Origin of the sequence: Pseudobacter sp. (assembly GCF_051955275.1) — a bacterium.
Lineage (GTDB): Bacteria > Bacteroidota > Bacteroidia > Chitinophagales > Chitinophagaceae > Pseudobacter.
Genome location: NZ_JBQCGW010000041.1, coordinates 17,394 through 43,229, shown reverse-complemented (window position 1 = coordinate 43,229; position 25,836 = coordinate 17,394). Strand labels below are relative to the sequence as shown.

Annotated in this window: 22 protein-coding genes, 1 tRNA gene and 1 riboswitch; of the genes, 6 read left to right on the top strand and 17 right to left on the bottom strand. The window is 47.5% G+C overall.

The annotated features are described in order from the left end of the window. From ACTHMC_RS04425 to ACTHMC_RS04350, 16 genes are all read right to left on the bottom strand, one after another. The coding region (locus tag ACTHMC_RS04425) for a hypothetical protein (RefSeq protein ID WP_440411174.1) at positions 1-354 on the bottom strand (354 nt) is incomplete at its 3' end. 42 nt (positions 355-396) lie between these two features. Next, entirely contained in the window at positions 397-1,710 is a 1,314-nt protein-coding gene (locus tag ACTHMC_RS04420; RefSeq protein WP_440411172.1) for a restriction endonuclease subunit S, read from the bottom strand. Further along, positions 1,697-2,674 (bottom strand): PDDEXK nuclease domain-containing protein, encoded by a 978-nt coding sequence (locus tag ACTHMC_RS04415; RefSeq protein WP_440411170.1) that lies wholly within the window; start codon positions 2,672-2,674, stop codon positions 1,697-1,699. The genes ACTHMC_RS04420 and ACTHMC_RS04415 overlap by 14 nt, the downstream gene beginning before the upstream one ends. Before the next feature lie 7 nt (positions 2,675-2,681). After that, positions 2,682-5,033 (bottom strand): type I restriction-modification system subunit M, encoded by a 2,352-nt coding sequence (locus ACTHMC_RS04410; protein ID WP_440411168.1) that lies wholly within the window; start codon positions 5,031-5,033, stop codon positions 2,682-2,684. 240 nt (positions 5,034-5,273) lie between these two features. Next, positions 5,274-5,345, bottom strand: a tRNA-Arg gene (locus tag ACTHMC_RS04405). 5 nt (positions 5,346-5,350) lie between these two features. Next, complete coding sequence (locus ACTHMC_RS04400) at positions 5,351-5,929, bottom strand: MarC family protein (RefSeq protein ID WP_440411166.1); 579 nt, start codon at positions 5,927-5,929, stop codon at positions 5,351-5,353. A gap of 52 nt (positions 5,930-5,981) precedes the next feature. Further along, positions 5,982-6,584, bottom strand: a complete 603-nt coding sequence (gene cobC / locus ACTHMC_RS04395; RefSeq protein ID WP_440411164.1) for an alpha-ribazole phosphatase family protein — start codon at positions 6,582-6,584, stop codon at positions 5,982-5,984. Continuing rightward, entirely contained in the window at positions 6,581-7,393 is an 813-nt protein-coding gene (locus ACTHMC_RS04390; RefSeq protein ID WP_440411162.1) for an adenosylcobinamide-GDP ribazoletransferase, read from the bottom strand. The genes cobC and ACTHMC_RS04390 overlap by 4 nt, the downstream gene beginning before the upstream one ends. 3 nt (positions 7,394-7,396) lie before the next feature. Next, positions 7,397-8,479, bottom strand: a complete 1,083-nt coding sequence (cobT, locus tag ACTHMC_RS04385; RefSeq protein WP_440411160.1) for a nicotinate-nucleotide--dimethylbenzimidazole phosphoribosyltransferase — start codon at positions 8,477-8,479, stop codon at positions 7,397-7,399. An 8-nt stretch (positions 8,480-8,487) separates the two neighbouring features. Then, positions 8,488-9,249 carry an ATP-binding protein gene (locus ACTHMC_RS04380; RefSeq protein WP_440411158.1) on the bottom strand — a complete coding sequence of 254 codons (762 nt, stop codon included), beginning with the start codon at positions 9,247-9,249 and terminating at the stop codon, positions 8,488-8,490. Positions 9,250-9,296: 47 nt separating this feature from the next. Next, positions 9,297-9,812 carry a bifunctional adenosylcobinamide kinase/adenosylcobinamide-phosphate guanylyltransferase gene (locus ACTHMC_RS04375; RefSeq protein ID WP_440411156.1) on the bottom strand — a complete coding sequence of 172 codons (516 nt, stop codon included), beginning with the start codon at positions 9,810-9,812 and terminating at the stop codon, positions 9,297-9,299. Beyond that, on the bottom strand, positions 9,799-10,023 hold the full coding sequence (locus ACTHMC_RS04370) for a cysteine-rich CWC family protein (RefSeq protein WP_440411154.1): 225 nt from the start codon (positions 10,021-10,023) through the stop codon (positions 9,799-9,801). The genes ACTHMC_RS04375 and ACTHMC_RS04370 overlap by 14 nt, the downstream gene beginning before the upstream one ends. Beyond that, positions 10,010-10,951 carry an ABC transporter substrate-binding protein gene (locus tag ACTHMC_RS04365; protein WP_440411152.1) on the bottom strand — a complete coding sequence of 314 codons (942 nt, stop codon included), beginning with the start codon at positions 10,949-10,951 and terminating at the stop codon, positions 10,010-10,012. The genes ACTHMC_RS04370 and ACTHMC_RS04365 overlap by 14 nt, the downstream gene beginning before the upstream one ends. A gap of 24 nt (positions 10,952-10,975) precedes the next feature. Then, positions 10,976-11,557 carry a DUF6580 family putative transport protein gene (locus tag ACTHMC_RS04360; RefSeq protein WP_440411150.1) on the bottom strand — a complete coding sequence of 194 codons (582 nt, stop codon included), beginning with the start codon at positions 11,555-11,557 and terminating at the stop codon, positions 10,976-10,978. A 21-nt stretch (positions 11,558-11,578) separates the two neighbouring features. Beyond that, positions 11,579-13,459: a TonB-dependent receptor plug domain-containing protein gene (locus ACTHMC_RS04355; protein WP_440411148.1), complete on the bottom strand. Its 1,881-nt coding sequence runs from the start codon at positions 13,457-13,459 to the stop codon at positions 11,579-11,581. A 122-nt stretch (positions 13,460-13,581) separates the two neighbouring features. Beyond that, positions 13,582-13,794, bottom strand: a riboswitch (cobalamin riboswitch). Positions 13,795-13,824: 30 nt separating this feature from the next. Next, positions 13,825-15,894: a TonB-dependent receptor gene (locus ACTHMC_RS04350; protein WP_440411146.1), complete on the bottom strand. Its 2,070-nt coding sequence runs from the start codon at positions 15,892-15,894 to the stop codon at positions 13,825-13,827. 60 nt (positions 15,895-15,954) lie between these two features. On the opposite strand from ACTHMC_RS04350, the gene ACTHMC_RS04345 reads away from it, so the two are divergent. From ACTHMC_RS04345 to ACTHMC_RS04325, 5 genes are all read left to right on the top strand, one after another. Next, positions 15,955-17,307: an APC family permease gene (locus tag ACTHMC_RS04345; RefSeq protein WP_440411144.1), complete on the top strand. Its 1,353-nt coding sequence runs from the start codon at positions 15,955-15,957 to the stop codon at positions 17,305-17,307. Positions 17,308-17,311: 4 nt separating this feature from the next. Beyond that, positions 17,312-18,484 carry a trans-sulfuration enzyme family protein gene (locus tag ACTHMC_RS04340; RefSeq protein ID WP_440411142.1) on the top strand — a complete coding sequence of 391 codons (1,173 nt, stop codon included), beginning with the start codon at positions 17,312-17,314 and terminating at the stop codon, positions 18,482-18,484. A gap of 113 nt (positions 18,485-18,597) precedes the next feature. Continuing rightward, positions 18,598-20,037 (top strand): TolC family protein, encoded by a 1,440-nt coding sequence (locus ACTHMC_RS04335; RefSeq protein WP_440411140.1) that lies wholly within the window; start codon positions 18,598-18,600, stop codon positions 20,035-20,037. Between the two features lie 56 nt (positions 20,038-20,093). Next, positions 20,094-21,452, top strand: coding sequence for an efflux RND transporter periplasmic adaptor subunit (locus ACTHMC_RS04330; RefSeq protein WP_440411138.1), 1,359 nt, complete (start codon positions 20,094-20,096; stop codon positions 21,450-21,452). Between the two features lie 38 nt (positions 21,453-21,490). Further along, positions 21,491-22,528: an NAD(P)H-dependent glycerol-3-phosphate dehydrogenase gene (locus ACTHMC_RS04325; protein WP_440411136.1), complete on the top strand. Its 1,038-nt coding sequence runs from the start codon at positions 21,491-21,493 to the stop codon at positions 22,526-22,528. A gap of 313 nt (positions 22,529-22,841) precedes the next feature. Here ACTHMC_RS04325 and hemW read toward each other — a convergent pair whose 3' ends face one another. Next, positions 22,842-23,975 (bottom strand): radical SAM family heme chaperone HemW, encoded by a 1,134-nt coding sequence (gene hemW / locus ACTHMC_RS04320; protein WP_440411134.1) that lies wholly within the window; start codon positions 23,973-23,975, stop codon positions 22,842-22,844. A gap of 57 nt (positions 23,976-24,032) precedes the next feature. Here hemW and ACTHMC_RS04315 point away from each other — a divergent pair, with 57 nt between their 5' ends. Further along, entirely contained in the window at positions 24,033-25,835 is a 1,803-nt protein-coding gene (locus ACTHMC_RS04315; protein WP_440411132.1) for a hypothetical protein, read from the top strand. The last annotated feature ends 1 nt before the right edge of the window (position 25,836 follow it).

Sequence of the window (25,836 nt, the reverse complement as noted above, 5' to 3'; positions counted from 1 at the left end):
AAGGGTAAAATGCGCATCATCTACTTCTAATCCTTTACGCAGCAATCGCAGGACTCCATACTTTTTGACCATGCGATCTATTCGTTCTAATATCTTTAATTGCCAGTCGCTCTGTTTCTGCAGTTTTGCCAGTTCCTCCTGTTGTGTGGTTTCCAGAAAATGCCACAGTCTCGTTTTGTCTACTGCGTAACGAACATCGAAATCGTGAGGATATCCAATGTGAAAACCATGCCCGCTTCGGTAAGGAGCGAAGTCTCCAGACACTTCAGGAGCATTGCTTTTTCGGGAAATGCTTCCGGTTAAGCGTTTTTCAATGGCTTCCTCAAGGGCGAGTTCATTGGTTTGACTGGGCATATGATACTGATTAGGATAGGTAATGTATTTGGTTCAATGGGATCAGAAGACTTTGATTTTGCCGGTTACGGCGCTGTTGATAAGGCTTGCTTTGTATTCTTTGAGTTTTTCGATTTGTGATTTTTCTTTTACTATAGTCGAATCGATAATAAATGTTGATTTGTTTAAAAAGTCAATTATCTTTTGTTGTTCTTCAAGAGGCATTGACAGTATAGGAATGTTTTTTATATCAGATATATTTAAATGAAGTACTGTTGTACCTGCCGAAAGATAATCTATGTAACTTCTTACTAAAGAAGAATAAATCAGATATATTAAGAATTTTGGGATAATTTTAGTTTTATTTATTTTTAACCAAACCATTCTTTGACCCAAACAAATATTGATGTTTTCTGGGATCAAGCATGCTTCTCCAGCTGGAGCTTCTCTTGTAAGCAGAATGTCGTCAGCTTGCGGCACCCCTCTTCTTGTCCATTGTCGATAACCTTTTTCATTTGTATATTTTGCATCATCATAAATTAATGCTCCATCCTTTACGTTTGATGTCCTTACAACAAAATATAATTGCTCGTCTATAAATGGAGCTGTTTTATGTTCACAATCTACAATTCCATAAAGAGAATGTTTTATTGTTTGAATTTCCCAATGAATCGGAATCATTCCAATCCACTCAGTCCCGCTATCCTTCATCTGCACATCGGGATCTAATCCTTTAGTAATTGCCTGATGAATGATTGCCTGACGACGCTCCTTCAATAACTCAATTTGCTTTTCTTTTAGTGCAATGGCTTTATCTATTAAGGCTGTTTTAGTATCTAAGAACTGGGAAATTGCGGCTTGTTCAAGGTGGGGAGGAAGAATTGCTGAAATATCAAAAAAATTTTCCGTATATAGGCGAAGTCTACTTTCAATTACACCAGATGATCTTTTTTTATACTCAGCTTTATATAATTCAGTTCTTAATAAATAATGAAAATATCTAACTTTATTAAAACCATTTAATCTATAAACAGAATATGCTGGGCTTGTAATTCCATCGTAGGAAGAAAAGCCCAAGCTTCCATTCCATGCAAGCATTATATTGCTTACAAGATCATTAACAGCAACTTTCTTATACCCTTCTAATGTAATTGCATTTGTGATCAAATCGCTTTCGCTAATTTCGTCAGACTTTTTAGTTACCCCTGTATATTGTGATACAGACAATAAATCTTCTTCTCCGTTAAAGCTACGCTCATTTATCTCTTCAAAAAGAAATTTAATTCTTTTCACTTCCCAGTGTTCCGGAATCTCTCCCAACCATTCCACTCCACTTGGCTTATAAGCATCATATCTTTTCATTTCATTCTTCTTCATGATCTAATTCCAACTTTATACGGTCCTGTTCAATTAGTTGTTTCAGTTCTTCCTCTTTGGGCAAATACAATCTGTACTTACTAGCAAAGAGATATTCATTTTCGGCCAACACCGAATATTTTACGATCGTTTCATCTTTTTCGGTACATAAGATAATTCCGATTGTAGGATTGTCATCTTCCTGCCTTTTCAGATCGTTGTACATACGTACATACATATCCATCTGGCCGATATCTCCATGACCTAGTTTCCCTGTTTTTAAATCTACCAGCACAAAGCATTTCAAGAAAAAGTTATAAAAAACGAGGTCAATATAGAAGTCGGCCGTGTCGGTTACAATATGCTGCTGTCGGGCAACAAAAGCAAATCCTTTACCCATTTCCATCAAAAACTCACGCAGATGATTGATAAGTGCCGCTTCAATTGTGTTTTCTGTCTGGCGGGTATCAGATGGCAGGTTCAGAAATTCGAAAATATAAGGATCTTTAATAAACTGTTGTGGCAGCACCTGCTGAGTAGCGGGTGCCAGCGTGCGATTCAAATACTGAGTTTGAATGTTCCTTTGAAGCGTGCGTGTATCCCACTGGTTGTCAATACTCAATTGCATGTATTGGTGACGGTGCAGTGCATCTGTAACCCTACTTATGAGGCGGTAATGCGTCCAGCTCAATTCGGTACGCACTGCGTTCCAAATTGGAAAGGAGCGATAATAGGCCCGCATATTGTTCAGGTTTCTTTCATCGAATCCCTTCCCAAATTCCAGGCATAACTTTCCGGCAAGATTTTTAAGGGATGCCTTCCCATATTCCGCTCGCTCATTACCTTGCTGTTCATCTTCCACTATCAGCCTGCCAATTTCCCAGTACATTTGCAGCATTATGCTGTTGACATTCCGGTAAGCTGTTTGCCTGGCATTGCTAATAACCACGGCTATCGTTTCAAAAAGCTGGTTTTGTGTCTCCATATTCAGGCTAATGAGGAAGGTTAAGAATTTCCTGTATCAGCCCATCACTTTCCTTTTCCAGCGCTAATATATCTGCTGTTATCTCTTCCAGGCTACGCAAGGGCTTGTGCCGATAAAAGTATTTATTAAAGCTGATTTCATAGCCTATCTTGGTTACTTCCAGGTTTATCCAGGCTTCAGAGACATGTGGAAGAACTTCCCTTTGAAAATAGTTGTAAATATTTTCTTTTAACGCAACATTCTCTGTGTCTCTTAAATCGCCTTCCGTTTCGTATTGTAAATATTCCCCCGACTTACCGGCAGGAAACCATCCATAGTGAGGGAGTTCTTCTTTAGAGCAGCCTAGTCGGGTAAGTAATTGCTTCATGTTTTCTGCACTCAGCTTTTGCCTGCTTTTTACGACTTTTTCGGCCTCTGCATGATACCAGCTTACGGAATTAAAAATGGCATTCTTTTCAGTAGTCGATAATTTTATTTGCTCCGCTTTTGATACCTCTTCTACACGTGTAGTGAATACATTAAAGTCGTTAAATTCATCAGTGCCGACTTTACTCATTAACCTGGTAGCAACAGCTATCAGGTCAACCCCTTTTTGCCAAAGTGCCGGGCTAACCAATGCTTTCTGCGATTTAGCGTTCAGGTTAAGTTCCTCTTTTTCGCACCATTCAATAATGGCTTTCTCGTGTTTGGACAGTTGTGTATATACCCCTTCTCCAAACTGCTCATAAGCCCACTCCATTGGCTCACGCAGCCCCTTATCAAAACGCAAGTTGGCAATTCTGTCTGCGGTGAACTGTGCCTTTAGTCTTTTAGGTCTTTCGATGGTAACTTTATAATAGCCTAAATCAGCATTGTCAAAAACCTGGCTGGCAAGATCTTCATCCGCCTTGCGTTCTGCATTCAGCATTTGTTCATATGCGTCCACTATTTCGCGTATGTGCTCTGGCGCAAATTCGCAGTTTTTATTACCCAGATTCTTACGCAATTTTCGATAGCGTTGACTGGCATCAATTAACTGCACCTTGCCCTTTCGTTTCGCAGATTTGTTGTTGCTTAATAACCAGATATAAGTTGTGATCCCTGTATTATAAAATAGGTTATTAGGCAGTTGAATTATAGCTTCGAGCCAATCGTTTTCAATTATGTGTCTGCGAATATTACTTTCCCCGCTGCCGGCATCTCCTGTGAACAAGCTGCTACCATTGTGTACGCTTGCTATACGGCTTCCTATCGGGCTCTGGTGTAATGGCTTCATTTTGCTGACCATCTCCATTAAAAAAAGCAACTGTCCATCAGATGAACGGGGAGTAGCATCTGCTTCTTCCATTTTTCCCCAGTAATTTGCGAGCTGTATCTTAAATCGACCATCTATCACATCTTTACCATCTTTGATATATTTCTGTTCACTCGCCCAACTTTTGCCATAAGGTGGATTACTAAGCATGAAGTTAAAATGGGTACCGGCAAATTCATCGGTGCTTAAAGTACTCCCCAGGCGTATATTTTGTGGGTCGTTGCCTTTAATCATCATGTCACTTTTGCAAATAGCGTAAGTTTCATCATTGATCTCCTTGCCATACAAATGTATATCGCCGGTCGCCTTGATAATCCCTTCCTCGTCTTTAATGAAGTTTTGAGATTCAGTAAGCATGCCGCCACTTCCGCAGGCAGGATCATAAATTGTCATTACAGGAGGTAAATCATCTTTGACAGGTTCAAACACGAGGTGTGTCATCAGGTCAATTACTTCCCTGGGCGTAAAGTGTTCTCCCGCCTCTTCATTATTCTCTTCATTGAACTTGCGTATCAATTCTTCAAACACATAACCCATTCCAAGATTGGAAAGCGCTGGTAATTTCCTGCCATCAGGGTCGAGTTTTTCGAAAGGGGTAAGGTTTATATTAGGAGACGTAAATTTTTCCAGAACATCCAACAACACATCTTTCATTGCCATATGGCGAATCTGTGCACGCAACTTAAAGTTGTCAATGATCTCTTTTACATTCTGGCTAAAACCGTTAAGGTACTCTTCGAAATTGCCAATCAATAACTGTTGGCTATTAGTTGCCGTATCTTTCAATCGCTGTAAAGTCCATTCACTAGTATTGTAAAACACATAACCAGAAGCGTCTCTTAACCCATCTTCTGCCCACTCTGTAAAACCGACTTCGTCACGCTGAAAAGACATTTCATTCCAGACTTCCTGCTTGGTTGGTTCTAACAATGCATCCAAACGACGTAATACCACCATCGGCAAAATTACATCACGATATTTACCACGATTGTATACATCCCGCAGACAGTCGTCTGCCACGCTCCAAATAAAAGAAACAAGTTTGTTATGAACAGATTGATTCATTATGAAAAGAAGTGGTTTTCAAAATTTGTAATAAAGAATAGGGTAAAGACAAGATTAAGTATTTTTTTGAAAAGTAACTGAAAGTATTTGACGTAGTCAGAATGCTGTATTATTCCAAATAATTGGTGAGAGCCAAGCCATGGAGAATAATGAGAAAGCCTTTTATATTTCAAGCCTAATGTAGGGCTAGCGGAAAATTAAACGGGAACAACACATTTACTGTGATGTTCCCGATTTCGGTGGTCTCGCCAGGAATCGAACCTGGATCTGGAGCTTCGGAAACTCTCATACTATCCATTGTACTACGAGACCAATCTTTACTTTATCAGACCGCCCACATTCGTAGCGAAGATCTTTACAGCAATGGCGAGCAAAATTACGCCAAAAAACTTTCTGACAGCTAACAATCCTCCCTGTCCTAAAAGTTTCGCAATATAGTTCAATGATCTTAAAACCACGTAAACTATCAGAAGATTCACCAGGATCCCCGCCAGTATCGTCCATTTATCATAGTTGGCATTCAGGGAAATGATGGTGGTCAGGGTGCCGGAACCCGCTATCAGCGGGAATGCTATGGGAACCAGTGAGCCGGATTTACTATCTCCTTCCGCTTTGAAAAACTCTATCCCCAGCACCATTTCCAGGCCCAGGATGAAGATCACAATGGAGCCACCCACCGCAAAAGACCCTACATCCAGCCCTAAAATCCCTAAAAACTTCTCTCCAGCAAACAGGAAAACGATCATCAGCCCGCCGGAAATCAGGGTGGCGCGGGCCTCATGAATACCGCCCATCTTTTGTTTGAGGGAAATCAATAAAGGAATGGAACCGAAAATATCTATCACCGCAAACAGCGTGAAGGTCACAGTTAGGAGAGAATCCGCCGACCAGTTCATAGGTATTCGTTTGTATACAAGTTACATGATTCAGCGGAGATTCAGTGAGTCCTCATTTAGGACTGGGCTTATGCTGCTCTTTGGGCGTGGGGATATTGCTCAAAGACTCGTGTGTAAAGCCGTCGCCCTGGCGGGTAACACGGATCACACAGCCATAATGGATGGAGAAAGCACCAAAGGAATCCAGCAGGGAAGTGCCGGTGATATGGGCCAGGATACTGCGGATCACACCTCCATGCGTTACAATTGCCGAAGGACCAGGGGAAGCAGCAATTTTCAGAAAAGCATCGATCACCCGGTTGTAGAGGTCGATATAATTCTCTCCGCCCGGGATCCGCACATTCACGTAATCCTTCATCCAGGGATCGATCACATCAGCAGGGATATCATCCCATTTCAACAGTTCCCAATCCCCGCAATTGATCTCCTTCAGCTGGTGCTCCCAGTTGATGGCTGTGCCAGGAAACAAATGCTCTGCCAGTTTGCTGCAACGCTGCAAGGGACTGCTGTAAACAGAGGAGATATGGTCGGGTATTACGGTTTTAATAATCGAAGCCTCCGTATGAAAGCTCTCTTTCACATCGATATCTGCCTGCCCGTAGCAGGTTCCTTTTTCAATCAGGGGGGCCGTATGCCGGATCAGGTAAATGCTCATATCCAGTATCTCAGAATGATGATGGCGCTAAGATAGAACACAATCTCTGCAATCTGCTGGATAGCGCCCAGGCAATCACCCGTGTACCCACCGATCCATTTCTTGAAGTATACATTGGCCTGCCAGGCGGCAATGGCCATCGGGATAACGGAAATCAATAACCGAATATCCAGTAAAGCGAAAGGAGCCAGCGCAAACAAAGTAGCAACTGCCAATGTTCCGATGCCCGGCTTCTTACTGGTAATGGGCTTGGCTTTACTCGCATCTATATCCGTCACATACTCATAAAACCGGATAGTATATACTCCCATCAGCCTGCTGGCGCCATGCGCCGCTAATAACATCAACAGGAAATTTCCATAATTGACGAAAACATTTATCGATGGATTTTCCAGGCTGGGGGTGAACTTTGGCAGCTCACGCAGCAGCAGGAATTTCACGGATAATATGCTGATCAGCCCGACCACCCCGAAAGTGCCAAGGCGACTGTCTTTCATGATGGTGAGGATCTTCTCTTTCGTCCAGCCGCCGCCGAATGCATCACAGCAATCGGCAAAGCCGTCTTCATGAAAAGCACCTGTAGTAAGGATCCCGGCAATGATGGATCCCACTATCGCAATGTCTTCCCCGATGTATTTATTGAGCACTACGTAGGTCAGCCAACTGATGCCTGCCACCATCCAGCCGATGAGTGGGAAGTATCTGGCCGATTTCTCCAGGTATTCCTGCGAATGGTCTGTATACTTTGGTACAGGCAATCGTGTGAGGAACATCATAGCGGTAAAGAATATGCGTATTTCCTTTTTCATGGATCAGGGTATGGGCCGGGTTTTATCTGATTCGGTGGAATTGCTGACTCCGGCCGTATCAAAGCTGGCCATTTCGTTGAGGAAGGCAACAGCAGAACGGATGATTGGAATGGCCAGTGCTGCTCCTGTGCCTTCACCCAGGCGCAGGCCCAGGTGCAGCAATGGTTTGGCTTCCAGGTGAACAAGCATCGCGGCATGCGCTTGCTCATTGCTGGTATGAGCAAAAATGCAATTATCTTTTACGGCTGGCTCCATAAGGTTAGCCAGCAGCAGAGCGGCTGTAGAAATAAAACCATCCACTACAATGAGCATGTGGTGTTCTGCAGCGGCCAGGTACGCGCCCGTCATCATAGCGATCTCAAAACCCCCGATCTTGCTCAGCAGTTTAATGGGATCATTGCCCAGTGATGCCAGGCGGTGAAGCTCATATGCTTTTTTAAGCGTGGCCGTTTTAACGGCCATCTGCTGATCATTCACGCCGGTGCCGCGGCCCACACAGTTCTCGATACTGAGCCCTGTAATGGCAGACATGATCAGGGCGGCAGAAGAAGTATTGCCGATGCCCATCTCCCCAAAGCCGATGGTATTGCAACCCTGCAATGCCAGCTGGGATACGATGGAACGGCCGGTTTCAATAGCGGCAACGGCATTGGTTTCCGTCATGGCATCTGTTTCCAGGTAATTGGCAGTACCGGGCCGGATCTTGGCATTGATGAAATGATCAAGGGAAATGGAACTGTCCCACTCTTCATTGTTGACGCCTGCATCCACTACCGTGAGACCTATATTATGCATCCGGGTGAATACATTGATGGCGGCGCCGCCACGGATGAAATTGAGCACCATCTGTGCCGTCACTTCCTGTGGGAAAGGGTTTACCAGTCCGGTTTTTGCAATGCCATGGTCCCCTGCAAATACAACGATCTGAGGATCGCGGATCTCAGGGCGGAGGGATTGCTGTACCAGGCCTGCGCGAATTGCAATCTCTTCGAGCAACCCGAGCGAGCCTGGAGGCTTGGTCTTGTTGTCGATCGCAGATTGCAATTGCTGGCGCAGCTGGTTGGACTGGTTACTCATAGTTTTCATTGAATTGTTCAGGATTCCTGCAGGAGGTCACAGAAATAAAAGCCATATTCGGATGGCTTGTCCGTAGAATCAGGGTTTAGGGTGTCAGTGCGGGGTGCTTCATAAGTCCGGCGTACAATGCCGCCTTTCGTAAAGGTAACTGGATAATTAAAAACGGGGCCATCGAATACAAAGGAATGGTACTCGCCATTCTCTCCGCATACGTCCACTCCAGGTGGAAGATCACGAACAAATGATGCATCGATCATCCGTCCGCAAAAACTTTTATCGAGAAATCGATCGTTTACACAAACTATTATTGCCTTGAACCCCAGGTCCAGGAACTCTTCCATGAGCTCGGCAGTGGGAATGTTCCAGAGAGGGAACACCGCTTCCAGCCCCAGGCCTTGCAGTTTTATCTCGCGATAAGCGCGGAGATCCTGCAGAAAAATATCACCGAACACGGAATGCGTATAACCCTTTGCCATGAAATCATTCAGCTGCGAAGTCATGATGGATTCATACTCCGCCATGCCCGGCATTTCCGGAAGTTCCAGTGTATGCAATGGCATACCCATTGATGCAGCCTGCGCCTCCAGCAAACCGCGGCGTACACCATGCATCGACACCCGGTCATGAACAGCATTCACGCTGGTGAGCAGTGCATTGATATGATAAGCGGGATCCTGTTTGATACGGTGAAGACAAAGCGCAGAATCCTTGCCGCCACTCCAGTTCATGAATGACTGCTTTATTGAATTCTTTACCAGGCTTTTAACGCTCAGGCTCATGGGCTTGTTAATCGTTTTGCAATATAATGGAACAAATTCTCAAACAATCAAATTTTTACAGCTCTTCCGGACACCATGAACACCGCATCGTCTGCATGGCGCGCAATCAGTTGGTTGGCCCAACCCTGAAGATCGGTGAACCTCCGGCCCACTTCCGTATCTGCATGCAGGCCCATGCCTATTTCGTTTGAAATGATGATGAACACGCCGGGTCGCTGTTTCAGTTGTAGTATTTCCTGCTCCACCAGCTGCAGGCATTGCTGCACATCATTCTTCGTATCCACAAAAAAATTGGTCAGCCAGAGCGTAACACAATCTATCACTACCACACGGCCATCGATAGGCAGTGCGGCAAAATGTTTTTCTTCTTCGATGTTCGTCCAGGGTTCATCACGGTCGTTCTGATGAATACGGATCCGGTCTTCAAACTCTGTATCCCATTTACGGGCCGTAGCCAGATACACTGGATTGCTGCTGAGGCTGAGTGCCAGCTCCTGCGCATAGCGGCTCTTGCCGCTTCTCACGCCGCCGGTTACATACACTATGCGGTTACCGGTGGTCATGCCAGGCATGTTTTTCTTTGAAAAAAGTATCTTTTTGTGAGAGGTCCAGGAGGCAGGCGCGGCAAAGGCATTCACCATAGCGGGCTTCCAGGAAAGCGCGTTGCTCGGAATCGAGACTGATGCCATAACACTGGCAATGGGTCACATCGCCCACTTTGCATTCGAAGCCGGCATTACAGCGGGGACATTTCTTGGCTTCATGCTTGCACATACTCCGTGTTTTGAAAGAGGGAAACTGTTTTGTGACGGAGTTGGTGGGGAACCTTGAAGAACTGTGGATGGAAGCAGGCTGCAAGGATCTCGATACCGTCCACCAGGGTGCCGGCACTGGGCTGTGTGAAGAGATCGTAGTCTGCTATATGAACGGCCCGCTCTTTCACGGCAGTGAGATTTTCCCAACCGGGCTTCTGTGTGAGGAGATGAAGTTCTTCCCGGCTTCTTTTTACATCAAAGCCGCAGGGCGCGATCACCAGTACTTCGGGATCGTACTTCAGTATTTTTTCCCAGGGCGTAACAATGCTGTCGCCCGCAGGGTTGGAGAGCATATCGATGCCTCCTGCATAGGCTACCTGGAAGGGGATCCAGTGCCCGCAATTGTAAACCGGTTCGATCCATTCCATGATCATTACCCTTTTGGGCATGGCACGATGCGCGCGTAATGTATCGATGATAGTGTCGATCCTTTGCTGCAGGGCCGCCAGGTAAGGGTAGGCGGCCTCTTCAGCGCCCATTGCCGAAGCAATGGTGATAGCTGTCTGGAAAACATCCTGCAGGCTGTTAGGCGTCAGCGCCACCAGCTTCGGTTGCTTATCCAGGTTAGCCACGGCAGCAGCCGTACAGGCAGTATCGATCTGACAAACCTCACATACATCCTGGGTGAAGATCACATCGGGTGCGATCTCACCAAGGGCCTGCTCATCCACATAGTAGAGGCTTTTGCCCTGTGCCTTGGAGGCAGAGAAGATCCTGTCGATTTCGATACTGCTGTATTGCTTGCCTTCCAGCACACAACGCACCACTTTTGTTTTCTCGGCCAGCGCCTGCGGGGGACACTCAAACGTAATGCCCTGCAGCATATGCTGCAATTGCATATCGTAGATCATCTGCGTGGCGGCGGGTAGAAAAGAAGAGGCGGTCATGATGCTGTATTGAAAGATTTGAAATTAATGTGCCAGTCGCAATGCACTGTACCTGCGTTGCAGCAGCTCAAAACCTCCGAACAGAACAACACTGTACACCAGTGTGCCTGCCAGGAAATTCCTTTCATAAGGGATGGCTGCCACCAGGCTGGTAAAATATCCTGCCAGTGTTTTGGGATACATGCTGTTCTCGATCAGGAAGCAACCGGGGCTGGTACCGATCCAGTGGATCAGGGTAGCCACCAGGGAAGCAATGATCACATTGCTCACGGTCACTTTACGGATGATGAACCTGGAAGCCACTGCCATCAGTGCATACGAGATATAGGTCCAGTAGAAACCTTCATAAAAGAAGCGCCATTCATTATAGTAAACAAAACGGTTGAGGATGATATCGCTCATCCAGAGAGTGAGCACAGGGAATAGAACCGATTTCACCCTGTTATTGAAATAAGCGCCTCCAAACAGGGCCATAGCGCCCAGGGGTGTGAATGTGGCGATCGGGTTCATGGGAGCTTCCGAGCTCAGGATGATCCTCATCAGGGCAACCACCATCATAAATGCAAACAGTACAGTGTTGCGCGGATTGATTTGTTTCAATGACATGTTCGTTTCTGTTTTATGAGTTTATAACCTTACTGCCAGACCAGCGGTGATATTGGTGCCTTGTGTGCCATATCCATACACTTCCTGGTATTTGGCATTCGTGATATTCTTCAGGTCAGCAAATATACGGATACGATTGTTCAACAAACGGTATTCCGCATATGCATTCCAGAGGGTGTAAGAAGCCAGGTCAACCTGGATGGATCCGTAAGGAGGATTGTTGTCGAATGCCAGATCGTAACGCTTACCATAGTTGTAAACAGTGGTGCTTACAAACAGGTTTTTGGTAACGCTGTAAGCGATGGTACCACCGAAGCTATGCTTTGGTCTGCGGATAAGATTGTTGTATGAAGTGTCTTTGCCTCCGCCAGTAGTGGTATGCAGGTCTCCTTCCAGGAAGGTGTAATACAGTTTCACCTGCAGGTCTTTATTGATATTGATGGTTGGCTCCACTTCAAAACCATGGTCTTTCTGTTTGTTGAAGTTCATCAGCATGGCGCTTGGAGAAGTTCTGAATACGATCACATCCTTCACTTCCCTGTTGAAATACACTACACGTGCATCGATGAGGTTATTGAAGAAAGATGCCTGTACACCACCTTCATAGGTTGTTGACTTTTCAGGCTTCAGATCAGGATTGGCGCCGTACGTGCCATACAGTGATTCCAGGGTAGGCGCTTTGAAGGCAGACGCCAGGTTGGCAAACACCTTGATATTCTGGTTGATCAGGTATGATGGATTGAAACTATAGGTCCAGTTTTTACCATACTTGCTATGCTTATTGTGGCGGCCGCCTGCTTCCAGGTAGAAGCCGCCCAGGTTTTTCAGGAATACCGATGCATAAGGGCTGGTGATATCGATGGTAGGATCAGCGGGCGTCATGCTCTTGTTGAGGACCTGCTGATATCTGTAATCCACACCGGCAAGCACCTGCACATATTTGTTGATGTTGTATTGACCGAATACTTCGGCCAGCTGTGTATTGCCATCAAAGGGATAGGCATCATACCTGCGGTCAACTTTATTGTACTGGTACTGACCGGTCAGCTGTACGTCTTTCAGTTTGTAGTTGACCCTTGTACCGGCAGTCAGTGCGCTGGTCTGGAAATTATAGTTGGCATCCAGGAAAGAACCGCCATCATATCCGCCACGGAAATAGGAGTAACGGAAGAAAGGCATTACATGCAGGTTGCTGAGCACTTCTCCATCGATGTCTACATTGAAGGAGTTACGCAGAAAACCGTCTTTGTCGAAGGTTTTCACTGCATTGGTATCCAGTGCTTCTGAGATGCCGCGGGACTCATGGTGCATATACCCGATATTGTAACGCAGTTTGTCCGCTGAACCCGTCAGGCCTGCACTTGCATTGAATGTATTGTAAGAGCCGAAAGCGATATTACCGAAAAGCTCCGCAGGTTTGCTGCCGCCTTTACGGGTAATGATATTGATAACGCCTGCAATGGCATCGGATCCATAGAGCGTGGATTGAGCACCTTTGAGGATCTCGATCCTTTCGATCTGTTCCAGCGGGAAGAGACGGAGGTCGAAGGCCCCGCCAACACCGGTAGGATCGGAAACAGGAATGCCGTTAACCAGGATCACGGTATAATCGGAAGATGCGCCGCGGAGAAATACTGATTTGTCTTTCCCAGGGTTGCTGGTAGCGCCATTGATGATCAGGCCGGCCTGTTCTGTCAGCAATTGTGAGAGGTCTTTACCCAGGCTTCTGTCGATAACAGTTCTGTCGATCACAGTGATCACCTTACCGGTTTCTGAGGCTTTGCGTTCGTACTTAGAGGCAGTCACCACCACTTCGTCAAGTTGCTTTTTGGCGGTGGAGTCTTGCGCACTGGCATGCATAGCAGCAAGCAGGGCCGCAAGGGAGAGAAGTTTCTTGTTCATGTTCGTAGTTTGTTTTGAGAACTATGAACCTTCGGAAATTAATTCATTACTGAAATGAAATGTGAGGTAGTGCAGTTGAATGCACTCATTTCATCCCGGCTTTTCACCCGAAAGCTCGCTGATGTTATTACAGGCAACTGGCAGGTCTTCTGGCTTGTTGCCTGTTCAACACCTTCCCATCAAACTAAGACAGTGGTATGAAGATTGAACATTGATACAGGGTTAACACTGCATCTGCAACTTACAGCTACGGGGATAGCACCGGAATTACACCGGTTTCCCTTTTAATCCTGGGACCAATGATGGCCCCGGAAACCAATTACTGGCGCAAATGTAGGCTTGTGGCAGTTACAGCCAAAATGATTTTACCAACTATATCGTAATGTGAGGCCTCCGAAGTAGTTAACACCCGGAGCTGTATTGTAGTAACGTCCGCCGGACGCATTGATATCGTTGCCCAGGCTGTACTCCGTATCAAACAGGTTATCAACGCCTGCGAAGAGATCGGCGTTGATCTTAGAACCGAAGTTTTTGCGCCATCCGGCCCTGATACCGGTCAGCTGATAAGCGCTGGCAAAATCCGCATTGGCATCATTCAGCGGAACAGGATCGCTGTAGAACCAGGTGATATTGGTGTAAATGCCGGGTTTGGTATTCAGGTCCAGCCCCGCAGCAACGGTATGCGGTGCCACCCCGGGGAGGGCCTTTCCGCTTAGGTCGGTGGTCAGTTGTTTGAAGTTGCGGTATTTGAAGAAGTACCAGGTATGGCTGCCCCAGAGTTGTAAGCCGGAAACGAAACCTTTTGATTTGGGGACGAAATTGTACCGCAGCTGTGATTCGATCCCTTCCTGCCTGGTAGTGCCGGCATTCTCGAAAAAGTCGGCACCACTCTGGTCACGTCTCTGTACGATGGCATCCTGGAGCTCGTAACGGAATGCATTCACTTCGATATACAATGCATTGTTCAGCCAGTTGCTTTTAACGCCTGCTTCATAACTCACACCATGCTCGGCATTCAGGTTTGTATTGATCACCGTGGTGCTTGGCAGTACTTCCTGTGAAGTGGGAGAGGAGAATCCTTTGCTGACACTGGCATATACCAGCAGTTGTGGAATTATTTTTTGAGAGATGGCCACGCGCGGCGCCCACTCGTTATTGTATGTTCTCTTCTGAGTGGCAAGTTCAGGTGAGGATAAACGTTGGATACTGATAGATGATTTGTTGCTGCTCAGTCCTGCCTGAATGCTTGTGCCTGATTGCAGCTGCAATTCGGCCTGTGCAAACACGGAGTAGAGCCAGTTGCTGATCTCGTCGTCAGTTTGCAGGGCGGCAGGGTTACCATTATTGTTGGCAAATGTTTTTGTGTTGAAGAAGCCACGTTGTGCTTCTGCGCCTGCCAATGCGGTCAGCTGTGCAGTACTGTTCAGTTGTTTGTTCCAGGTGAAAACAGTCCTCCCGCCAAAGTGCGGTTCTGATCTTTTTTCATAATTGCGGAAAGTGGGATTCTTCAGCTGACTGAATGCGCCATATACGGTGCTGGTATTCTGAAAAACATCACTGAACCGGTAATTATGTGTGATGCCTGCCAGGAAGGTCTGCTGGCGGATGCCTGCCTGCGCCTGGTCTGCTCCCGGGAAAGCACCGGCTGCGGGCCTTGCCCCGCGCGGGTTGGCAAGAAATTCATTTTTGGTGAGCGCCCCTGGTGTCTGGTAATAAAGATCGCCGTACAGCACGGAGGTTTGAAGGCTCTGGCGTTCATTGAAACTGAGCTGCGATTCCCAGCTGGCCATATCCCTCCTGAATGAGGTATGATCACGGTAACCATCACCCGATTGCCGGGAATAGCTGATTGTATTGTTGCGGGCTGCATTGCCCAGCCTCAACTGCGCATTCAGGTTGAGCATACCGTAACTGCCACCTGCATAACCGATATAGGCGCCAGCCTTGAAATCCGCCGGTTTGCTGCTAAGCAGTAAAGCCCCACCGGTACCTGCACCATACAAACTGCTGGCAGGTCCTCGCACGATCTCGATATTCCTGATATTGTAAAAACTGAACTGGTTGAGATAGGTACTGCCGCCAGGATCGGTGAATGGAATGCCATTCCAGTACACTTTTACATTGCGTACACCAAAGGGCGAACGAAGGCTGCTGCCACGGATATTCAGGCGGTAGCTGCCAGGGCTTCTTTCCTCCATACGCACGCCGGGCGTGGCATTGATGGCAGGAAGGATACTCATATTATTGTAGCGGTCAAGTTGTGCGGGAGTAATTACGCTGATGGCCATTCCGGTTTCCTTCAACTGGCGGTTTTGTCCGTATGCGCGGACCTCCACTTCCTGTAACGTCCGGGCCGAATCATTGGAAGCGCCCGTCTGTGCTGCAACACGCAAAAAAACGCAAACAAGTATCAGAGCTGTAAGTAAGTATTTCATATTGGAGAGGATACCCGAATTTACGTGAAATGAACGGCAAATATTTTTTATCTTCCAAACATGAAGTCTTCCAAACTTGGTTTATTCGATCTTACCATGATTGTTATCGGCCTGGTGATCGGTATGGGCATCTTCCGTGCTGCCACCGATTCCGCCAAGGATGCGCTCACGCCGGGAATTTTCTTTGCAGGGTGGATTGTGGGAGGATTGGTTGCATTGTGCGGAGCCCTTACCTATGCTGAGATCGGATCCCGTCATCCGGTTACCGGTGGATACTATAAGATATTCTCTTATGCGTATCATCCGTCACTGGCCTTCTCTATCAATTGTATCATACTGGTGAGCAATGCGGCATCCGTGTCTGCCGTGGCATTGATCGGTTCCGGTTATATCAGCCGCGTACTCTTCAATGCACCTGCAACGGATACCACCAAAGTGATCATCGCCATTATCGCCATCGTTATATTTTATGGGGTCAACCTCATGGGATTGAAAATGAGTTCGCGCACACAGAACGTGCTCATGCTGATCAAGATCAGCATGGTGCTGCTGCTGATTGCCGCACTCTGCTTTCCCAGTCTCTACGTGGAGTCCGCTCCTGTAGCGGTAGCTGCAACGGAACACTCATGGGGCGACAGTATCCGGTCCTTCGGGCTTTGCCTGGTAGCCATCTCGTTTACCTATGGTGGTTACCAGCAGAGCATAAACTTTGGGCATGAAGTGAAAAATGCTTCGCGAAATGTGCCGAAAGGAATTTTCATCGGCATCACTACCATCATTGTGCTGTACCTGGCAGTGAACTTCAGTTATTATAAACTGATAGGATTTGAGCAGCTGAAAACCACTAATGAGATTGCATCTGTAGTGGCTGAAAAAATGTTTGGTCCAACCGGATCGCTGGTATTCTCCGGACTGCTTTTTCTTTCCGTACTGGCCTATGTGAATGTGCTGCTGCTCAGCAATCCGCGTGTGATGTATGCCATGAGCGACGACGGGGTACTGCCGGCCATCTTCAAAAAGCAAACGGAGAAAAAAGAAGTGCTCATCACTTCGCTCACTGTTTTCGCCGCAACCTGTATCGTGGTACTCTTCTTTGCAAAAACCTTCAACGAGATACTCAGTTTCACCATTTTCCTGGATTGCTTCGGCATGGCCATGTCTGCCGGCGCCATCTTTAAATTGAGGAAGCGCACCAAACATCTGGACGGTACCGGTATCTATACCATGAAGCTATACCCGTTGCAGCCCATTATCTTCATCCTGGCCTATAGTTTTGTGGGGATCAGCATTGCAATAGACAAACCGAAAACTGCACTGATCGGAATAGGGGTATTGCTTACTTTTATTGTCCTTTATTTTGTAACGCGCAAACCTGGAAAGCCAGACACTACAGAAAGCGCCCAGCAAACCTGACATCATGTTACCACCTGATATTTCATATATCCTCAATGAACTGGGGGAAGACAGGGAAGATTATTTCCATGCCGTGGCCCCGCCGATTGTGCAGACCAGCAATTTCGCTTATAAAAAAGTGGCTGACCTGAGACAGGCATTCGAAGACGAGTTTAATGCCCTTATCTACAGCAAGGGGATGAACCCAACGGTGAATATCCTGCGTAAAAAACTGGCAGCGCTCGACAATGCAGAAGACTGCCTGGTATTGAATAGCGGGTCATCCGCAATCTTTGCTTCGGTTTTTGCGAATGTGCAGAGCGGGGATCATATCGTTTCCGTGAACCGGCCTTATGGCTGGGCTCAGAAACTCTTTGACCAGGTGCTGCCCCGTTTTGGTGTGGCAACAACGTATGTGGATGGCAGGGAGATAGAAGCCTTTGAGCGCGCCATCCTGCCTTCCACAAAGATCATATACCTGGAATCGCCCAATAGCTGGGACTTTGCTCTGCAGGATCTCCGGGCAGTGGCCGAACTGGCCAGATCCGAAGGGATCATCACCATCATAGATAACAGTTACTGCACACCGTTATTCCAGCGGCCGCTGGATTTCGGGATCGATATGGCGTTGCAGTCCGCTACCAAATACATTGGCGGCCACAGCGATGTGGTGGCCGGCGTGCTCACCGGTTCCCGCCAGATGATGAACCATGTATTCAATAATGCCATGCAGAATGCCGGAAATGGCATTTCCCCCTTCAATGCCTGGCTGCTGCTGCGGGGGCTGAGGACGCTGCCAGCGCGCCTCAACAGAAGTTCAACCACTACTGGGATAATGGTGGAATGGCTGAAGCAACACCCCCGGGTGGAGCGGCTGATCTTCCCGCTGGATAAGGATTTCCCGCAATATGAACTGGCCCAAAAGCAGATGTCCGGCGCCTGCGGACTGGTCACCATTGTTATCAGAGCAAAAAATATGGAGGAGATTGTAACCTTCTCGGAATCCCTGCGACATATTCTCATGGCTGTCAGCTGGGGAGGCCATGAAAGCCTGGTCATACCCCGTTGCGCGTCAATAGCTCCCGATGCATTCGATGCTTCCAACCCGGAGCACCGGATGCTCCGTTTTTATTTCGGGCTGGAAGATGCGGAGTACCTGAAGGCCGATCTGGAACAGGCTTTTGCAGCAATTGTTTAACAGTATTTTTTTTCGTGCTTTGATCAACAGCGTGTAATTTGGTGGAATTCCAACTCCCCGACCGCTTATCAAAAAACAGGCCTTAGGCCTCTCATTACAATTACATTTGTTCTATGAAGAAATGGAAACTATTTCTGACTGTTAGTTTGCAGATTGGCTTCGTATCATTTTCATTCAGCCAGGATAAGTGGGACCTCCGGAGATGTGTTGAATATGCACTGGCGAATAATATCTCCGTGAAGCAGGCCGATGTGCAGGCGCGCATTGCAGCCCTTAATCTCAATCAGGCAAGATTATCCCAGATCCCATCACTTGAATTCGATTCAAGAGCGGGCATCAACTCGGGGCGCACGCAAAACCCGGCCGACTACAGTGTTAGTACCACTACCTACTTCTCCAGTAACTTTTCTGTGAGCAGCGGTGTAACGCTTTTCAACTGGTTCCGCATTCAAAACTCCATTGCTGCCAACCGGTTTGAGAATGAAGCTGCACGCACCAATATCGAAAAAATAAAAAATGATATTTCTCTCAATGTGGCAGCAGCGTACCTGCAGGCCCTCCTTAATAAAGAACAGGTGGGAACCAGCGAACTGCAGGTGAAGCTTACTTCCGCTCAACTGGAAAATACCCGTAAACTGGTTGCAGCCGGTTCCGTTCCGGAACTGAATGCCGCTGAACTGGAAGCCCAGATGGCGCGCGACAGCTCCACACTGGTAACGGCACAGGCAACAGCAGCCACTTCGCTGCTGCAACTGAAAGCATTACTCAACCTGGATGCGGCACTCCCCTTTGACGTGGATACACCACCGGTAGAGCTGATCCCGGTTGAAAGCCTTGCTGAACTACAGCCGGAATTCGTTTTCAATATGGCAGTAAACAATATGCCATTGCAGAAAGTGAACCAGCTGCGTGTGCAGGCTGCCGGCAAGAATGTGGATGCCAACAAAAGTGCCATGTACCCCACCATTTCTGCCTTCGGCTCACTCGGCACCACATACAATAATAAATCTGCAGAAGCAAACCTCAACAGCCTGCCGGTGATCGAATCCGTGATCATTGGTAAAGTGGATGTGAATGGCAACAGCTATAACGTAACACGTGATGTAGCTTCTTTCCCAAGCAAAAATGTGGGATTTTTCAGGCAGATGGACCAGACGTTCGGTCAGTCATTAGGGATCTCACTCAATGTGCCTATCTTCAGGCAGGGCCAGCTGCGCACACAGTATAAGCGTTCCCAGCTTGACCTGGAGAACCTGAAACTGCAGCAGAGCCTGGACAATCAAACACTCAAACAGGATATCTATAAAGCCTATACAGAAGCCACTGCTTCATTGCAGAAATTTGTTGCCGGCACTAAATCTGTTGAAACATCACAGAAGGCATTCGACTTTGCCACCAAACGTTACAATATCGGCCTGCTCAATACCATTGACCTGCTGACAAATCAGAATAACCTGTTTAAAGCCAGGATAGACAAGCTGCTTGCTCAGTACGACTATGTGTTCAAACTGAAAGTGCTTGAATTCTATAAAGGACAGGGCATCAAATTATAATTCGCAACAGCCGGTATTGCTTTCGGTGCGCCGGCCCCCAACCAAATAGTTACAATATGAAGAAGAAAACCTTGTGGATCATTATCATTGGTATTCTCGTGATCGTTGCACTGCTGGCACTCAGTTCCGTGTTCAAGAAAGATGACGGATTGAAAGTGGCAGTAGAAAGAGTGGAAGCAAGAACTATCATCGAGTCTGTGAATGCCAGTGGAAAAGTGTATCCTGAAACAGAAGTGAAAGTGAGCCCGGACATCTCAGGGGAGATCGTGGAGTTGAACTTTGAAGAAGGAGACAGTGTTCGCAAGGGAGCCGTACTGGCACGTATATACGCAGATATCTATTCCACACAACGTAACCAGGCAGCCGCCTCTGTTGATATCGAACGCGCCAGTGTGGAGAATACCCGTGCACAACTGCCTGGCCTGAAATCCGCAGTGGACCTGGCCCAGCGCAGTTTTGACCGTCAGAAACAACTGCTTGCTGAAAAGGTGATCTCCGCGTCGGAATTTGAACAGGCAGAAAACAACCTGCGCTCAGCGCAAGCCAATTATAATGCAGCATTACAGAATGTAAAAAGAGGAGAGGCAGGTATTTCTAGCGCTCAGGCCAACCTCGCAAAAGCAGATAAAGACCTTGGCAGAACTGCCGTATATGCGCCTCGTGACGGAGTGATCTCCCTCATGAGCGTAAAAAGAGGCGAACGCGTAGTGGGAGCGGGTATGATGGCCGGTACTGAAATGATGCGTATTGCTGATATGAGCGTTATCGAAGTACAGGTGGATGTGAGCGAGAATGATATCCCCAAAGTAAAACTCAACGACTCTGCCCTGGTGGAGGTTGATGCATACAGCAACCGCAAATTCAAGGGAGTGGTAACAAAGATCGCAAGCAGCAATACTACTGCCGCAGCTGCCACCACCACCAGCAATGATGTTACCAACTATAAGGTTCATATCAGGCTGCTTGCGGATTCTTACAATGACCTCATTGCCGCAGGAAGGCGTTTCCCTTTCCGGCCAGGCATGAATGCCAGCGCTGATATTCAGACCACCACTAAAACCAACGTGATTGCAGCAGCTATCAATGCCGTAACCACCCGTAAGAAAGGTTCTGATGAAGTGGCTGGTGATAAGAAAGAGGACAAGAAAGAAGAAGAAGGATTGCAGGAAAATGTAAAAGCAGGTCTTACCAGCGATATGGATGAAGTGGTATTTGTATTGCAGAAAGACAATACCGTAAAGAGAGTGAAAGTGCGTACAGGCATCCAGGACATGGGCCATATTGAAGTGCTTTCAGGCCTTAAAGCCGGTGATTCCGTGATCACAGCGCCATACAATGTAGTGAGCAAGATCCTGAAGAATGGTACCAAAGTGAAAGTGGTGCCTGCCGATAAGTTGTTTGAAGCTAAGAAGTAAACTTTCATTTACTTACATTTGCCGCAAATAACTGATTCATGCGATTGGGAATCATTGGTAGCGGAAGCTGGGCAACAGCCCTTGCAAAAATTCTTACAGACAATAAAAATCCGATTGGCTGGTGGGTGCGTTCTGAGCACATTGTGAAACATATCAAACACCGCCGTCACAATCCGTCATACCTGAGCAGCGCCTATTTTGATGCAGACCTGGTAGACCTCAGCACGGATGTGAACAAGGTAGTGGCCGAAAACGAATACATTGTAATTGCCGTTCCTTCGGCTTATATAATCGATACACTTGAGGTTTTGCCGAGGAATGCGTTCGAGGGAAAAAAAGTGATCTCGGCCGTAAAAGGCATCATCCCGCAACACAACCTCCTGCTCAACGACTACCTGGCGCAGGAGTTCAATGTGCCGCTCAGCGATTATTTCACCATCATGGGACCCTGCCATGCAGAGGAAGTGGCCGCCGAGAAACTCAGCTACCTCACTTTCTCCGGAGTGGACGCGCAGCTGGCTGAAAAGATCGCGGCCAGGTTCAATACAGAATACCTGAATACAATTGTGAATACCGATGTGGTTGGTGTGCAATATGCTGCCATCCTGAAGAATATCTATGCGCTGGGCGCCGGTATTGCACATGGACTTGAATATGGCGATAACTTCTTAAGTGTACTGATTGCCAACTGTGCGGATGAGATGGCCGTTTTCCTGAAAAAAGTGGGCATCCAGCGGATTGAAGTAGGCGTACATGAGGGTCAGGACCCGGTCACTCACCGTAAAACACCAAACTACGCCGCTTCTGTATACCTGGGAGACCTCCTTGTAACCTGCTACTCTTTGTTCAGCCGGAATCGTACCTTTGGTAATATGATCGGGAAGGGCTATTCAGTACGCTCCGCCCAGCTGGAAATGAACATGGTAGCGGAAGGATACAATGCCGCCAAGAGCATTTACCTGATCAATAAAACGGTGGGTGCAGAAATGCCGATCGCGGAATCCATCTACCGTATCCTCTGGGAAAATGTTAAACCTGGAGAAGGATACAAACAAATTGAACAAGAACTTGTCTGATTTGTAAAAGCAATATATGCCACTGTCATTTCAATCCTTTGGTGTTGCCGGAATCCTGATCATGATCGGGATCCTCTCCATTGCGGAGCTGGTAAAACACGTGAAAGGAAGAAGACATCAGCATCACTAAGATTGTTGTGTTATATCATATTCAGGGCTGACCTCAACAGGTTGGCCCTTTTTCATTCGATGTGCCCGGTAGCCTGCCTCTGGAGAGTTACTTCTATTGATTCGCCTCCGGCGAATACTGAGCTCGCCAGAGGCGAGCAAATAAAAGCCACTCGCGGGGACGCGAACGGCCGGACACAGCGTGCTACTCAGGCTCCTCCCTGAAAAGATCGGAAGCGATCCCGTCGGCAAACAATTTGCCTTCATTGGAGAGGATGAGATGGTCGTTTTCCTCCCGCATCAGTCCCTCCCTGATCAGCCTTTCACTTAATCTGCGTAACTGAGCGGCCGTGTCTGCATCACTGAGGCGGCTCACAATATTCAGGCTCATGCCTTCCATGGTGCGGAGGGAGGTCATGATATATTCATTCAGCCTTTGTATTGGCGTGAGAATTTCCTGTTCAAAAGGCACGGAGCCTTTCTTCAAAGCCTGTATGTAGAGGGAATTATTGGCAATATTCCACTGGCGGTTGGCACCGTCGTACGAGTGAGCCGAAGGACCGAGGCCCAGGTATTTCTTGCCTTCCCAGTAGGCGCTGTTATGCTTGCTGCGTTTGCCTGGTAAGGCAAAGTTGGAGATCTCGTAATGTTCGTATCCGGCCGCTTTCAGCCAGTCCATCAGCAAAAGGAACTGCCGGGCCTGATCTTCCGCGCTCACCGGTTCCCTTTTATGAGTACGGATCAGGCTTTCGAGCGCGGTCTTGGGTTCTACTGTCAGGGCATAACAGGAAATATGCGGTATGCCCATGCCGATCACGCGCTGTACATTGGAAGCCCATTTTTCATCTGTGAGACCGGGGCTTCCATAGATCAGATCGATGGTGATATTGGGGAAGTACTCCAGCGCCAACTGCAGGTTGGTAATGGCCTGTGAAGCAGTGTGGGCGCGGTTCATCCATTGCAGATCTTCTTCATAAAAGCTTTGTATGCCGATGCTCAGCCGGTTGATGCCTGCCGCCTTCCAGGTGCGCAGACTTGTTTCATTGATATCGTCCGGGTTGGCCTCCAGCGTGAACTCCGCATCCGGGCTGATGGAAAAATTTTCCCGCAGGGCGCCGATGATATTGTTCAGGTGAACGCCATCCAGCAGGGAAGGAGTGCCGCCCCCGAAATAAACGGTCTCAACCCGCTGATCCGCCAGAAATCCCTGCTGTAGCGGGATCTCAGCCAATAAACTTGCAATGAATTCGTTTTCAAGTCCCCGGCTGGTGGAAAAATGGAAGTTACAGTAATGACAGGCCTGCCTGCAAAAAGGAATATGTATGTAAATGCCTGCCATGTTGTTACGGATATTTTATCGAATATTACAGTTCAAAGGTAGCAGACAAAGCATTAAGTGAAAAACATACGTTTACTTACAATACTCATCCTCTTCTTCGCAGGGCCTATGGCTGCCAGCGCACAATACCTGCTGCGCATCATTCCCGTGGACCGCGACAGCAGCTTTGTGCAGGACAGCCTGCGGCTCCAGACCAGCTTCAAAAACCAACAGGGCTGCGAAGAATATGTAAGAAAGATCCCACAGCTGTTACAGGCTAAGGGCTACCCTGTGGTTTCGGTTGATAGTGAACGTTATGATTCCACAGAGGCTGCCATTGAATTGTATGTAGGTGCTTCCCTGCGCTGGGCTTACCTGAAAACGGATTCTATCGACAAACGCATCCTCGATGCCGTGAACTGGAACAGCAAAGACTACGAGAGCAAACGCATTGATATGCTGCAGATGCAGCAATTGCAGGAGAAGATCCTGGATCACCTGGAAAACAGCGGTTACCCCTTTGCCAAAGTGCTGCTTGACAGCATCGGGGTACAGGGAGAGGAATTCTCTGCGGTGCTACGCGTAGTGAAAGGCCCTTCTTACCGTATAGACAGCATCCGTAACAATGGAAAGGCTAATCTCTCTTCCAACTACCTGCAGCATTACCTGGGGATACTGAATGGCAGCATGTACCAGAAAAAGAGATTGCAACTGATCAGTCAGCGCCTCCGGGAATTGCCGTTTGTGGAAGAAGAACGGCCATGGGACCTCACCCTGATGGGTGAAGGCTCCATCCTCAATGTATACCTGCGGCCGAAAAAGAGCAGCCAGGTGAATGTGCTTATCGGTTTGCTGCCGGATAATAATCCCACCAGCGGCGCCGCGCAGAGCAGCAAGCTGTTGATCACCGGTGAGGCCACGGTCAATCTCAAGAATGCATTGGGCGGCGGCGAGCTTATAGGGCTCAACTGGCAGCAGATCCAGCCGAAATCACCCAGGCTCAACCTCGCCTTTCAGCAACCCTATCTTTTCAATTCGCCTTTCGGAATGAATCTGGCATTCGATCTTTTCAAAAAAGATTCCAGCTTCATCAATATCAGTTTCCTTGTTGGTGCGCAATATGCACTGGCAACAGGCAATACAGGAAGTGTGTTCCTCCAGAATACACGCAGTAACCTGCTCACCGTGGATACCCTCGGCGTGATCAGGGATAAGCGCCTGCCCATCGAAGCCGATGTTTCAGCAGTCAACCTGGGTGTGAACTACGAGTGGTTCAATACAGACTACCGCTTCAATCCCCGGAAGGGTACCGACCTTTTTATCAGCGCAGCTGCGGGCACAAAAAAGATCCGCAAGAACAACGTGATCGTAAAACTCAAAGATCCCTCACAACCTGAATTCGATTTCAATACCCTGTACGATACGCTTAAGCTCAACAGTTACCAGTTCAGGCTGAAGGCCCAGGTAGCGCATTACATCAAACTCACGCGGGTAAGCACTTTCAAGCTGGGCTTTAATGGAGGTTGGTTCGAGAGCCCCGATATATTCCGGAACGAATTATTCCAGATAGGAGGGTACAAACTTTTGAGAGGATTTGATGAAGAAAGCATCTATGCATCAAAATATGCAGTGGGAACTTCAGAATACCGGTACCTGTTAGGACAGAATTCTTTTCTTTTTGCGTTCATAGATTTCGGGTGGGCCAGATCCGATGCCAGGAACATCAGAGTGAACAATACTTTCCTGGGTACAGGCATCGGTATGGCCTTTGAAACCAGGGCAGGCATATTCAATATTTCCTATGCAGTAGGGAAGCGCGATGATACGAAGTTCAACATGAGACAGGCCAAGATACATTTGGGGTATGTGAATTATTTTTAGT

Bases quoted from the DNA above. Each gene is read 5' to 3' on its own strand.
- ACTHMC_RS04420 (WP_440411172.1), bottom strand. From the start codon at position 1,710: ATGAAGAAGAATGAAATGAAAAGATATGATGCTTATAAGCCAAGTGGA.
- ACTHMC_RS04415 (WP_440411170.1), bottom strand. From the start codon at position 2,674: ATGGAGACACAAAACCAGCTTTTTGAAACGATAGCCGTGGTTATTAGC.
- ACTHMC_RS04410 (WP_440411168.1), bottom strand. From the start codon at position 5,033: ATGAATCAATCTGTTCATAACAAACTTGTTTCTTTTATTTGGAGCGTG.
- ACTHMC_RS04400 (WP_440411166.1), bottom strand. From the start codon at position 5,929: ATGAACTGGTCGGCGGATTCTCTCCTAACTGTGACCTTCACGCTGTTT.
- cobC (WP_440411164.1), bottom strand. From the start codon at position 6,584: ATGAGCATTTACCTGATCCGGCATACGGCCCCCCTGATTGAAAAAGGA.
- ACTHMC_RS04390 (WP_440411162.1), bottom strand. From the start codon at position 7,393: ATGAAAAAGGAAATACGCATATTCTTTACCGCTATGATGTTCCTCACA.
- cobT (WP_440411160.1), bottom strand. From the start codon at position 8,479: ATGAAAACTATGAGTAACCAGTCCAACCAGCTGCGCCAGCAATTGCAA.
- ACTHMC_RS04380 (WP_440411158.1), bottom strand. From the start codon at position 9,249: ATGAGCCTGAGCGTTAAAAGCCTGGTAAAGAATTCAATAAAGCAGTCA.
- ACTHMC_RS04375 (WP_440411156.1), bottom strand. From the start codon at position 9,812: ATGACCACCGGTAACCGCATAGTGTATGTAACCGGCGGCGTGAGAAGC.
- ACTHMC_RS04370 (WP_440411154.1), bottom strand. From the start codon at position 10,023: ATGTGCAAGCATGAAGCCAAGAAATGTCCCCGCTGTAATGCCGGCTTC.
- ACTHMC_RS04365 (WP_440411152.1), bottom strand. From the start codon at position 10,951: ATGACCGCCTCTTCTTTTCTACCCGCCGCCACGCAGATGATCTACGAT.
- ACTHMC_RS04360 (WP_440411150.1), bottom strand. From the start codon at position 11,557: ATGTCATTGAAACAAATCAATCCGCGCAACACTGTACTGTTTGCATTT.
- ACTHMC_RS04355 (WP_440411148.1), bottom strand. From the start codon at position 13,459: ATGAACAAGAAACTTCTCTCCCTTGCGGCCCTGCTTGCTGCTATGCAT.
- ACTHMC_RS04350 (WP_440411146.1), bottom strand. From the start codon at position 15,894: ATGAAATACTTACTTACAGCTCTGATACTTGTTTGCGTTTTTTTGCGT.
- ACTHMC_RS04345 (WP_440411144.1), top strand. From the start codon at position 15,955: ATGAAGTCTTCCAAACTTGGTTTATTCGATCTTACCATGATTGTTATC.
- ACTHMC_RS04340 (WP_440411142.1), top strand. From the start codon at position 17,312: ATGTTACCACCTGATATTTCATATATCCTCAATGAACTGGGGGAAGAC.
- ACTHMC_RS04335 (WP_440411140.1), top strand. From the start codon at position 18,598: ATGAAGAAATGGAAACTATTTCTGACTGTTAGTTTGCAGATTGGCTTC.
- ACTHMC_RS04330 (WP_440411138.1), top strand. From the start codon at position 20,094: ATGAAGAAGAAAACCTTGTGGATCATTATCATTGGTATTCTCGTGATC.
- ACTHMC_RS04325 (WP_440411136.1), top strand. From the start codon at position 21,491: ATGCGATTGGGAATCATTGGTAGCGGAAGCTGGGCAACAGCCCTTGCA.
- hemW (WP_440411134.1), bottom strand. From the start codon at position 23,975: ATGGCAGGCATTTACATACATATTCCTTTTTGCAGGCAGGCCTGTCAT.